Origin of the sequence: Candidatus Palauibacter sp. (assembly GCF_965261555.1) — a bacterium.
Lineage (GTDB): Bacteria > Gemmatimonadota > Gemmatimonadetes > Palauibacterales > Palauibacteraceae > Palauibacter.
In genome coordinates this window covers 3,605,958-3,617,304 of sequence record NZ_OZ253465.1, presented here as the reverse complement: position 1 = coordinate 3,617,304, position 11,347 = coordinate 3,605,958, and the positions used below count along the sequence as shown (strand labels likewise).

The following is an 11,347-nucleotide window of genomic DNA, read 5'->3' as shown; positions in this document are numbered from 1 at the left end:
CGGATTCTCCTCCGAATCTGGCGCAAAGGGAACCGACGGGATCAGGTTGTCCATTCCTAGATGGTTGACGACTCGTCGGGCAAGGATCTCTCTCGATCGCGAATCGCTCGTGATTCTCCGGAAGCTGCTCGTTCCAGCCGTCGTCTTCGGCCTGTGGGCGCCGGCCGAAGCGGCTGCCCAGGGTTCTCCCTCGAGCCGGGATCGGTTTGCCCTGTTTGCCGCCTGCCGTCCCGTTCCGGTGGAGGTCTTCGTCACCAACACCGGCGGACCGGCCGGCATCACGACACCCGCCGTGGAGGAGATGGCGACGAGCCGGCTGCGCGCGGCCGGGATCGACGCCCCGGCCGGCAGCGCGGGCGGATCCACGCTCCAGCTGTCCGTCTTTGTCAGCGCGCAGAGGCTCTCCCCAAGCGCCGTGGTGACGGTCTACGTCATCCGTTTGCGTCTCCTGAAGCTCGTCTACGACCAGCAGAGCGATCCTCGGCCGGGGGAGGCCGGGAGTCCGGCCGACGCCCCCGGCGCCGCGCCGGAATGGCTGAACTGGGCCCCGACGTGGGAAACGCCGCAACAGGGAATCGGCTTCTATCTGGGACGCGATGGGGATCCCGTCACGAGTCTGGTGGGCCGGATGCTGGACGAGTTCGTGCGTGAGTACGTGCGCGTCAACGAGGAGGCGTGCTAGCGGGCCGTGGCCCGCCAGTAGATTGCCGCCGGGCGTGGCCCGAACCTAGGTTGCTCGATTCCGCGGCGCGCTGACGCGGCTACGGGTGCACCCATTCCGAGAGGATCGCCGTTGCGCAAGCTCCGCGTAGGTATCGTGGACCTGGTCTCGAAGGGACCCACGAAGGCCCTGTACGCCAAGGTGATGCACGCGAACCTCGCGAGCATCATGCCGCAGGTTCTCGGCGCGTGGTGCGAGGAGGCCGGGCACGATGTGAGCCTCGTCTGCTACACCGGCCTCGAAGATCTCGTCGACGACCTCCCGCAGGATATCGACCTGCTCTTCGTGAGCGCCTTCTCGCAGGGCGCCCAGCTCTCCTACGCGATCAGCGAGATGTTCCGCCAGCGGGGCGCCGTCACCTGCATCGGCGGCCCGCACGCCCGCTGCTATCCCCAGGATGCGCAGAAGTACTTCGACTACGTGTTCGGCTTCACCGACAAGGCCGTGCTGAACGAGGTCCTGGACGAGTGCGTCCCGCACCGTCCGCTCGGCCGCCACGTGACCGCCGAGACGCAGCCGGTGTCCCTGCCCGGGGTGCGCGCGCGCTGGAAGTTCATCGAGCCGACGCTGCAGAAGGCGCCGCTGTTCAAGATCGTCCCGATGCTCGGCAGCCTCGGGTGCCCGTACACGTGCAGCTTCTGCATCGATTCGGTCATCCCCTACCAGCCCCTCGACTTCGACGAGATGCGGGACGACCTCCGGTTTCTCGCGAAGAAGATGAAGAGACCGATCGTCGGCTGGCACGACCCGAACTTCGGCGTCCGGTTCGACGACGTGCTGGGGGCCATCGAGGAGGCCGTCCCTGCCGGGACGATCGAGTTCATCGCGGAAAGCAGCCTCTCGCTGCTCGGGGAGCCGCGGCTCAAGCGACTCGCGAAGGCCGGGTTCCGCGCGATCCTGCCCGGCGTCGAGTCGTGGTACATGCTGGGCAACAAGTCGAAGTCCCGGAATCGTCACGGGATCGAGAAGGTCCGCCAGGTGTCGGACCATTCCAACCTCATCACGAGCTACATCCCCTATCTCCAGACGAATTTCGTCATGGGTCTCGATTGTGATGAGGGTCCCGAACCCTTCGAGCTCACGAAGCGATTCCTCGATGCCTCGCCCGCCGCCTTCCCCGGCTACTCCCTGCTCACGTCGTTCGGAGAAGCGGCCCCGCTCAACCTCGAATACCAGCAGGAAGGCCGGGTGCTCGGTTTCCCGTTCCACTTCCTCAACAACAATCACGCGATGAACCTCAAGCCGAAGAACTACGAGTGGATCGAGTTCTACGACCACGTCATCGACCTCACCCGGTACAGCTTTTCGAAGCGGGCGGTCTGGCGTCGCCTGAGGGCCAACCGCGGCGGCATCCCCAGGCTCCTCAACGCCGTGCGCGCGCTCTCGTCGGAGGGGAACGGGAGGATCGCGTACTACACGACCGTGCGCGACAAGCTCAGGACGGACCGGAAGTTCCGGGACTACTTCGAGGGAGAGACGCAGGAGTTGCCGCAGTTCTACGTCGACCGCATCAAGCACGATCTCGGGCCGCTCTGGGAGTTCCTCCCGGAAGGCGCGATCGAACACGACCCCTACGCCTACCTCAAGAGCACCGGAGGCAAGCCGGCGGTGCAGGCGCAGGCGGGGGCGGTCGTCCACTAACCGGGGGACGGTCCGGCGGCCGGGAACGATCCCGGGTCCGAGCCGCCTCGAAGCCGGCACTTCACGATGTCCCGAGCTTTCGTCAACGAAGACGCGACGCACGAACCCGAGCCGCGCTACGCCCTTCCACCGCGCGAGTCGCCGCGCTTCGACGCGGCCGCGGCGCGAGCCCTCCTGGAAGGCGCCCACGTCGGGAACACGCGGAGCGCGGAGACCGCGACCGGCTACGCGTGGGGCGACGCCGCGCTGGCTCCGCACATCGAGGACCTGATCCGCGAGGCGGAGGGACTCGGCGACGAACGCATGGCGCGCCTCGGGCGACGCTACCTGCGCGCGTCAGGGCGCTGAGGGGAGACGGAGAGGTCCGCCGCACTTAACCGACTGGGATGGGGGCGAAACCTGGATCGGATACCGAGGCTGATCGCCGGCATCACCGGAACCGCAGCCGCGCTCTTCTATCGCGTGGACCGGCACGGGCCTCCGCTCCCGCACGGCCCGTTGATCGTGGCTGCGAACCATCCCAACAGCCTTGTCGACGCGATGCTGGTCTTCCGCTGCAGCGACCGGATCACGCGGCCGCTGGGTCGCGCACCGCTCTTCGACCGGTTCCTTCTGGGGTCGGTGCTGCGCGCGATGGGCGGCATACCGGTCCACCGGAGGGAGGACGATCCCGAGGCGATGCACCGCAACGAGGAGATGTTCCGGTCTGCGGTCGAGGTGCTCCGCGGGGGCGGCGCCATCCAGATCTATCCCGAGGGCAAGAGCCACTCCGAGATGCGCCTGGCGGAGTTCCGCACGGGCACCGCGCGGATCGCGCTGCAGGCGGAGGAGGGCGCCGACTGGGGGCTCGGGCTGTCGATCGTTCCCGTGGGGATCACCTATGCCGCCAAGGAGTTGGCCAGAACCGAGGTCGCCGTGCGCTTCGGCAAGGCGTTCGGGTGCGCGGACCTGAAGGAGGCGTACCGGGAGGATCCCGTCGCCGCGGGGCGCCGGCTCACCGAGCGGATCGAGCGGGGGGTCCGCCGCGAGACGCTGAACTTCGGCCGCCCGCGCGACCGGATTCTCGTGGAGGTGGCGGAGCAGCTCTACGTGCGCGAATTGCGGTGGGTTCCGTGGCGGGCCCGGGAACCGCTGGGGACGCGCTTCCCTCGCCTGCAGCGCTTTGCGCGGGGACTGGAGTGGGTCCGCGGGGCGCACCCGGAGGAACACCGGCGGCTGGTGGAAAAGGTGGCGCGATATGCCCGGCTGAGCGACGAACTCCGTGCCGGGGAAGGGGACGTGCCTCCCCGCTACAGCTTCCTCCCGGTCACAAAATACGTCCTCGTGCGCGGGACGCTCCTGGCGCTGGGGCTTCCCTTCGCGGTGGCCGGATCCCTGCTCTGGGCACCCATCGTCCGGCTGCCCGGCTTCGTCGTCAGGCTCGTGAAACCCGAACTCGAGGTCACCGCGACGATCAAGCTGGGGACGCTCCTGGCCGGGACGTGTGCGGCCTGGATCCTGGGGCCCCTGCTGGGCTATCTCGTGGGGGGATGGACAGTCGCCGCGGGTGCGGCCGTGTTGCCTCCCCTGTGCGGTTTCGTGGCGATGCTGTGGATGGAGCTCGCCCGCGAGGTCCGCGAGGACACCGCCGTCTTCCTGCGTCTGCAGGGCCGCCCCGACCGGCGCGAGCAGTTCGCCAGGCTGCGCTCGGAACTCACCGAGACCCTCCGGCAACTGGAAAAGCGATGGATGGAGGAACGGCAGCCAAGCACCCGGAAGGAGTCGGACGAACCCGATACCTGACCGTGGCGGACGTCAGCTTACCTTGGCCGATGGTGTTGGTAGATGTTGTTGCTGATGCCAACACCATCCGCTATCCTGAAAACTGCTAAATGGACCCCATCGTTCCCGCGGGCACGATGGGAAAAATGGGAAAAAAGGGTCGGTCCTCGTGGGCCGGCCCTTTTTCTTCTGACGCTAGCCGATCTTCACGAGTCGAGACCTGCAGGGCACCTCGAGTTCGATGACCGCAACGATCACGAAAGACAACCTGCCCGAGATTCCGGAACTCCTCGCGCGGGTGGTTAGAGGGGCGTTCCTAAGCGTCGCGTTGACGGACGCGGGGGACGGGGTTCCTGAGGGCTTCCGATGATCACCACGCGAGACTGCGACATCGAGTTGCGGTCCTTCTCCGTCAAGTATCCTCTGTTCGAGCTTGAGCCGCTCAGCATGGAGCTGACGGCGGGCGAACGCGTGGCTCTCGTCGGTCCGAACGGAGCGGGAAAGACCACGATCCTGCGGGCGCTCTCAGGGTCTCTGCCGGAATACGAAGGTGAGGTGCGGTTCGGAGGCGTCGATGCGCGCACCCTCCTGCCCGGCTTGCGCAACCACGTTCGCGTAATGCCGGAACGACTCCTCGGCTTCGGCTGGATGACGGTGCGGCAGCACTTCGACCTGCTCACGCGATTCTACGACAACTGGGATCGCGAGTACGAAGCCCGGTTGGCGGACCGGTTGGAGATTCCGGACGGAGCGAATCTGGGGACGCTCTCGAGTGGTACGCGGGCCAAGGTCGCCTTCGTCTCGGCGGAGGCGTGCAGACCCCGCGTCCTGCTCCTCGACGAGCCGACGGCCGGCCTGGATCCCGTAATGCGCAGACGCCTCATGGATGTGGTCGTCGAAAGTCTGGACGAAGACCGGGAGAGAGTCCTCCTGTTCTCGACTCACATCCTCGAGGACGTCGAGTGGCTGGCCGAACGCGTGCTGGTCCTCGTCGGCGGAACCATGATCGCCGACCGTTCCGTGGAACACATGCGCGCCGACCACGCGACGCTGGCGAATGCCCTTTACGATCTTCTGGACGCCCGTTGAACCTGCGGCACGTCGGCGACCTTGCCCGCGTGGAGATTCAGCGCGCCAAGTCCCTGCTGGGGCGGCTATATGTCGCCGGCGTTGCAGGTGTTGCCCTGTTCTACGTCCTGGGACGGGCCACCGACGAGAACATCCTGGCGGTAGTGATGGGTGTGACTCTGGGAACCACCATCATGGTGCCCTTAGCCGTCATGCGAGACAAGCTCGACCGAACGTTGGAGTTCCTGTTGTCCCTCCCCGTGACGGTCGCCGATCTCGTCGCAGCCCGTTTCCTGGCGGCGGCGGTGAGCCTGTTGCCCGGGGTGATCGCCAGCGGAGCGACGTTCGCGTTGGTCACGCCGCCCACCGAGTTCGGCGTACTCGCGGCGGTAGCGCCTGTTCAGATGGCGTTGGGGTTCTGGGTGCTGCTCACGCTCGCGGCGTGGTGCCTGACGGCGGCTGCGGCCTGTGAACTGAGCAGATTGATCAGTTGGTCGATCGCCGGGATGGTCGTCCTCCTGGGTTGGGGCGTGCCGTGGGCGCTCGGTCTGCTGGAACGCGAAGGCTCGGCGGCCGCGCTTCGGTCTTTCCTGGAGCAGTCCTACGCCCCCGTGGCGATGGGAGCCATCGCCCTCGTCCTTGCCGCCGCGCTCGCCGTCGCGCCCTTCGCGATCGCGCACCGGGGCCTGACGCGCTATCCGTCCCGTCCCGAAACCCCTCTCTGACCCAAGGGCCGACCACGGGGCGGGTCCGCCTTGCGGAGGCGATACCTGAGGATCGTGCGGTATTCGTCGGGGTTCCCGGAGCCGGCCATCGTCGGGCCGACGACGTACTCCTCCTCGTGTCCGCCGAACGTCTCGTAGCCCTCGGTCTCCACGAACGCCTTCAGCCGCTCGATCGTGGGTTGCTCCTGGTCGTAGCGTCCGATGTGGAGGATCTCCGCGATGGTTCCGTATTCCCAGGTGGTGATTGAAGCAGTCACGCCGTCCGGCGGCGTGTGCTCCGGCAGCGACTCCACGGTTTCGGGGATGAGGAGCGCGTAGCGGCCGATCCAGTCGCTGCGCGGGATCTCATCAAGCCCCTCCTGCCAGCGGGCGCGCGCGACGGGGGGCGTGAATCCCGTCGCCGCCCCGATTGAGAAGTACAACTGGAACAGCAACCCGAACGCGGCAGCGCCGACCTCGTTGGGATCGCCCACGGCCCGCACTTCGAGCACGCGCTCGTCCGCCCGCTCCACGATGCGCGGCTCAGCCAGATGCTCGTAGTCGGCCGGATCCACTTCCTGCGCCGCGAGGGCCATTGTGCTCGCGACCGCCCACAGGGCACATGCAGTGAGAGCACCCGGGCCGGACGGGGTCATGCCAGCTCAAGGATCGGGATGCCCATGGCTTCGGCGGCGCCAACCATGCGGTGGTCGTAGCTTGCGAGTTCTGCGGCGACACCTTGGGCTCGCAGGAACTGGAGCGACGCCAGATGCAAGGCATCCAGCGTCCGAACGGGGACCGGAAACGCATCGAGGGCGCGTTCGAGCACGGGCGGTGCAAGCTCTACCAGCGAGATCTGAGAGATCAACTCATGCGCGGCATCCGAGTGCGTTGGTACCAACCCCCGGGCGTGGAGGCGCGTCCACACTTCGTATTCCAGCAGCCGGCTCGAGATCAGAGCATCGTTCCATAGCGAGTTGGACGGACGCCGATCCTCGACCAGGAGGTGGGCGAGAGTGACGGAAGTGTCGACGTAGATCACCGGTCGGCGCGGTCACCTTCGAGTTCGTCAAGCAACTCGGCAAGCGTGGCGACCGGCGGCCCGCGCCGAGGGGGCTTGGAACCCGGCGAGAGAGCGGGAGTGATCCAACCCTTTCGCACTGCATCGGCGAGCATCGCATCAGCCAGGACGGGGCTGCGTGATGCACGCGGCGGGCCGATCTCGGCGACAACCCGGTCGCGGTCCGTGACGAGTACGGTCTCGCCCGCTTCGGCGAGACGTACGTATTCGCTCAGCTTGCTGTTCAGCGTCTTGATGCCTACGGATCTCATGCTCCTGTAGGTAGCTACCGGTAGCTACCTGCGTCAAGTGGTGGCCTCCGATTCGAGGCGGATGGTCCACCAGACGGCGCCGATCGCGGCGGCGCTGGCGATGAGATGCAGCGCGAGGCCGATCTGCTCGGCGGACCCCAGGACGCCGGCGCGGTCGAGGAGCAGGTGCCAGTCGTGCGGATGGCTGGGGGTGAGGGGGAGGGCGAGGCGGTTCGCGTCGGCCATGTATTCCGCCGTGTACATGAGGCTCTCCGCCGACCACAGCGCGCTCACCGCCGCAGGGACGGACTCTCCCCGCCGCCACAGCTGGAAGGTGATGAAGAACGGGACGGCGAGCTGGAGCGCCGGACCGGCCAGCAGGGCGGGTGTCTCCCCGAAGACGGAGAAGACGACATGGCCCGCCTCGTGGATGAGGAGGTTGATCCCGTCCACCCAGTGATAGTGGTAGAAGAAGACGAGCCATGCCGCGTACACGCACATGACGACGAGCCCCACGCGCCGGGGCCCGACCGTCTTCCACAGCCACGAGAGGATCTTCACGCGGGCGCGCTCCGACCTCGGCGCTGGCTACCGGCGCGGGGCCACCCGCGCGCGCGCACCCGGGTCACCCGGGTGCCGAGGCGCACCCGGGCTCCGCACGTGGACCGCCGCACCTACCCGTTCGGCGGCCAGTCGGGGAGCGCGCGGCCCGTCGTCCACGGCACTCCCGCCGCTTCCAACCGCGTCTCGAGCGCGGGCAGGTCCGCCTCGATCAGCTGCTGCATGTCGGGATAGAGCGCGGTGAAGGCGTCGTTCGCGATCCGGTACTGCTCGCGGTGCGTCTGCGTCGGGCCGTGGAGGCCGTTCCAGTGGCCGCGCACGACCTGGTTCACGCGCGCCACGATCCCCGGCATCTCGGGCTCGGCGCGGGAGGCCCGCGTGCGCGAGCCGTTCAGCGTTTCCTGCAGGTGGAGGAGCCGCAGCTCGAGCGCGCGGGCCTCCTGCCGGAGGGCCGGATCGGCCGACGGCCAGCGGTCCAGGGCCTGCTTCATGGCCGTCACGCGGGCCATCGCGGCCGCCGCCACACGCTGCGTCCCGGAGACGGCGCGGAGCAGCTCCCCGGTCTGTCGCTGGAAGGCGAGCACAGCCGCCCGGTCCTGGGGCTGGATCGCCGAGCCCCCCATAGGCGCGATCTCGAACGGCACCGGCCCGGCCAGCTCGGTCACCTCGCCGTCCACGCGCTGCGAGAGCGACACCGTGTAGCTCCCCGGCAGCGCCATGGGCCCGTTGCCGCCCCCGCCTCCGAACCCGCCGAAGCCGCCCCCGCCACCGCCGCCCGTCACCGGGTTGTAGCCCGGGTACCGGTAGTTCCACGTTGCCCGGCGCATGCCGCGCGAGGTCGAGCCGTTCACCGTGTTCACGATGTTCCCGTCGTCGTCCCGGATCGTGAGGAACACCCGCGGCGCCTCCTCCCGGTCCTCGGCCTCGAGCTCCTCCCACGTCGGGTACGGCGTGTCCTCCCCCCGCCGCTGCGCCCGCCTCTCCTCGGCCCGCCGCGCCGCCTCCCGCGTCCGCAGCGTCTCGCCCACGTAGTAGGTGAACGTGACGCCGAAGTCCGGGTTGTCCGCCGTGTAGAAGTCCGCCCCGTTCGTCCCGCCCGGGCTCCAGCGCAGGTACATCTCCCCGTCCTTCACCTCGAAGATGTGCCCGTCCGAGGCGAGGATCTCGTCCGAGCGCGCTGCGAGTTCGCGCAGCGGCGTGTAGTCGTCCACCACGTAGAAGCTGCGTCCGAAGGTCGCCGCGACGAGATCACCCTCCCGCTTCTGGATCTCCAGTTCGCGCACCGGGATCGTCGGCAGCCCGCTCCCCAGTTCGAGCCACGACTCGCCCCCGTTCACCGACGTGAAGGCGGAAAACTCCGTCCCCACGAAGAGGAGGTCCGGCTCCACGTGGTCCTGCACGATCGTGAAGGCGGGACCGTTCTCCGGCAGATCCCCCGAGATCGAGGTCCACGTCATCCCCCGGTCCGTCGACTTGAGCACGTAGGGCCGGAAGTCGCCGCGCTTGAAGTTGTTGATGACGGCGAACACGGTGTTGGGATCGTGCAGCGACGCCTCCACGTCGTGGACGAAGCTCGTGTCCGGTACCCCCGGGAAGCTCTCCACCGCGCGCCAGTTCTCGCCCCCGTCCTCCGTCACCTGCACGAGTCCGTCGTCGGTGCCCGCGTAGATGAGCCCCTCCACGAACGGAGACTCCGAGACCGCCACGATGTGCCCGAACACCGACGTCGAGCGGTTCTTGCCGACCGCGTCCACGCTCCACACCCGTCCCATCACCTCGAGCTGGTTGCGGTCGAGGTTCCGCGTGAGGTCGCCCGAAATCGGCCGCCACGTCGACGCCTGGTCGTCGGACTGGAAGAGGATCTGCGCCCCGTAGTAGAGACGGTGGTTGTCGTGCGGCGACATGTGGAGCGCCGCGTCCCAGTACCAGCGGAGCGGGGGACCGTCCGCGTCCTCCTGCGGCTGGATGTCGAGCCGCTCCTTCGACACGCGGTCGAAGCGCGACAGCACACCGTTCTGGAGCTGCGAGTAGATGATGTCCGGGTTCTCGGGGTCGATGACGGGGTCGAAGCCGTCGCCCCCCAGCGTCACGTACCAGTCCGAGTTCCGGATCCCCGCGTTGTCGGTCGTCTGCGAGGGCCCGCCGAGCGTGTTGTTGTCCTGCGTCCCCCCGTACACGTAGTAGAACGGCTCGTCGTTCGAGGTCGCGACCTTGTAGAACTGCGTGAGCGGCAGGTTGCGGAAGAAGTGCCAGTTCTCCCCGAAGTCCCACGTCTCGTACAGCCCCCCGTCGTTGCCGAGGATGATGTGCTCCGGGTCGTCCGGATCGAACACGATCGCGTGATGGTCCACGTGGACGCCCTGCGTGGGGAGCCGCCCCCATGTCTCCCCGCCGTCCTCCGACATCTGCACGAAGGTGTCGAGCGAGTAGATGCGGTCGAAGCGGTGCGGGTCCGCGTACAGTTCGTGGTAGTACATGGGCGCGCCCGACTGGTAGCGCGAGGTCCGCGACCAGTTCTCCCCCATGTTCTCCGAGCGGAAGGTGCCGCCGGCGTCGCCGCTCGCCTCCACGATCGCGTACAGGACATCCGGGTTCTGCGGCGAGATCGCGAACCCGATGCGCCCCTTGTCCCCCGAGGGGAGGCCGCGGTTGATCTCGCGCCACGTGTTCCCGCCGTCCGTCGACTTGTGGATCCCGGAGCCCGGCCCGCCGTCGATCATCGTCCATTGGTGGCGCCGCCGCTGCCACGAGGTGGCGTACATCACGTCCGGGTTCCTCGGGTCGAAGTAGACCTCGTTCACCCCCGTGTGCTCGTCGATCTCGAGCACCCGCTCCCACGTCTCGCCCGCGTCCGTGGTGCGGTACAGCCCGCGCTCGCCGCCCTCGTTCCACAGCGGGCCCTGCGCCGCGACGAAGACGACGTCGGAATCATCCGGGTGAACCTGGATCTTCCCGATGTGCTCGGAGGTCTCGAGCCCCATGTTCCGGAACGAGCGTCCCCCGTCGATCGACTTGTAGACGCCGTCGCCGTACCCGACCGAGCGCTGCCCGTTGTTCTCCCCCGTCCCCACCCAGAGCGTGAGATGGTCGCCGGGGTCGAGCGCGATCGCCCCGATGGAGTACGACCCGTAGTCGTCGAAGATCGGCGTCCACGTCGTCCCCGCGTTCGTCGTCTTCCACACGTTCCCGGAGGAGGCCGCGACGTACCACACGCTCCGGTCCGTGGGATCGACCGCGATGTCCGCGATCCGCCCGGAGGCGATGGCGGGGCCGATGCTGCGCCACCCGATGCCGGAGATGAACCCGGAGTTGAGTTCGGGTGGGGCGTCCGCGTCGTCATCCTCCTGGGCGGCGAGCGTTCCGGGGCCTGCCAGCCAGGCGGGGGCGCCAAGGGCGGCGAGCGTCGCCATCCCCGCGAGGAGGAGGGCGGGGAAGCGGGAGATGACGCCCCGACGGGCGCGCGGGTTCGCGTGGAAGCTCTCGAAATCGATCATGATCGCACCTTGTGCCGGTGGCGGGTGGCTATTGGGCAGTGTCGCCTATGGAATTCGTGGCCTGGGAAGGTCGGCCCGGGGACGGC

11 protein-coding genes are annotated in these 11,347 nt (G+C 68.1%); 6 read left to right on the top strand and 5 right to left on the bottom strand.

The window, feature by feature from the left end; translation table 11 throughout:
• Positions 1 to 109 precede the first annotated feature (109 nt).
• The 6 genes from ACQY5G_RS15760 (at position 110) to ACQY5G_RS15735 (ending at position 5,916) form a co-directional block, all read left to right on the top strand.
• Complete coding sequence (locus ACQY5G_RS15760) at positions 110 to 682, top strand: hypothetical protein (RefSeq protein WP_428275553.1); 573 nt, start codon at positions 110 to 112, stop codon at positions 680 to 682.
• A gap of 135 nt (positions 683 to 817) precedes the next feature.
• Positions 818 to 2,362 (top strand): B12-binding domain-containing radical SAM protein, encoded by a 1,545-nt coding sequence (locus ACQY5G_RS15755; RefSeq protein ID WP_428275551.1) that lies wholly within the window; start codon positions 818 to 820, stop codon positions 2,360 to 2,362.
• A 66-nt stretch (positions 2,363 to 2,428) separates the two neighbouring features.
• On the top strand, positions 2,429 to 2,710 hold the full coding sequence (locus tag ACQY5G_RS15750) for a hypothetical protein (protein WP_428275549.1): 282 nt from the start codon (positions 2,429 to 2,431) through the stop codon (positions 2,708 to 2,710).
• Positions 2,711 to 2,866: 156 nt separating this feature from the next.
• Positions 2,867 to 4,144 (top strand): 1-acyl-sn-glycerol-3-phosphate acyltransferase, encoded by a 1,278-nt coding sequence (locus ACQY5G_RS15745; protein ID WP_428275547.1) that lies wholly within the window; start codon positions 2,867 to 2,869, stop codon positions 4,142 to 4,144.
• A 345-nt stretch (positions 4,145 to 4,489) separates the two neighbouring features.
• A complete protein-coding gene (locus ACQY5G_RS15740) occupies positions 4,490 to 5,212 on the top strand; it encodes an ATP-binding cassette domain-containing protein (protein WP_428275545.1) in 723 nt (240 codons plus the stop codon).
• A complete protein-coding gene (locus ACQY5G_RS15735; protein ID WP_428275543.1) occupies positions 5,209 to 5,916 on the top strand; it encodes a hypothetical protein in 708 nt (235 codons plus the stop codon). The genes ACQY5G_RS15740 and ACQY5G_RS15735 overlap by 4 nt, the downstream gene beginning before the upstream one ends.
• Here the strand turns inward: ACQY5G_RS15735 and ACQY5G_RS15730 are convergent.
• The 5 genes from ACQY5G_RS15730 to ACQY5G_RS15710 form a co-directional block, all read right to left on the bottom strand.
• The gene (locus ACQY5G_RS15730) at positions 5,886 to 6,491 is read right to left on the bottom strand and encodes a hypothetical protein (RefSeq protein WP_428275541.1); all 606 of its coding nucleotides are present in this window, start codon (positions 6,489 to 6,491) and stop codon (positions 5,886 to 5,888) included. The two genes, ACQY5G_RS15735 and ACQY5G_RS15730, sit on opposite strands and share 31 nt — an antisense overlap.
• A 56-nt stretch (positions 6,492 to 6,547) precedes the next feature.
• Positions 6,548 to 6,937 carry a PIN domain-containing protein gene (locus ACQY5G_RS15725; RefSeq protein WP_428275539.1) on the bottom strand — a complete coding sequence of 130 codons (390 nt, stop codon included), beginning with the start codon at positions 6,935 to 6,937 and terminating at the stop codon, positions 6,548 to 6,550.
• Positions 6,934 to 7,227 (bottom strand): type II toxin-antitoxin system Phd/YefM family antitoxin, encoded by a 294-nt coding sequence (locus ACQY5G_RS15720; RefSeq protein WP_428275537.1) that lies wholly within the window; start codon positions 7,225 to 7,227, stop codon positions 6,934 to 6,936. Before ACQY5G_RS15720 ends, ACQY5G_RS15725 begins: the two co-directional genes overlap by 4 nt.
• A 33-nt stretch (positions 7,228 to 7,260) precedes the next feature.
• The gene (locus ACQY5G_RS15715; RefSeq protein ID WP_428275535.1) at positions 7,261 to 7,767 is read right to left on the bottom strand and encodes a hypothetical protein; all 507 of its coding nucleotides are present in this window, start codon (positions 7,765 to 7,767) and stop codon (positions 7,261 to 7,263) included.
• A gap of 113 nt (positions 7,768 to 7,880) precedes the next feature.
• Positions 7,881 to 11,261: a WD40/YVTN/BNR-like repeat-containing protein gene (locus tag ACQY5G_RS15710; protein ID WP_428275533.1), complete on the bottom strand. Its 3,381-nt coding sequence runs from the start codon at positions 11,259 to 11,261 to the stop codon at positions 7,881 to 7,883.
• Between the last annotated feature and the right edge of the window lie 86 nt (positions 11,262 to 11,347).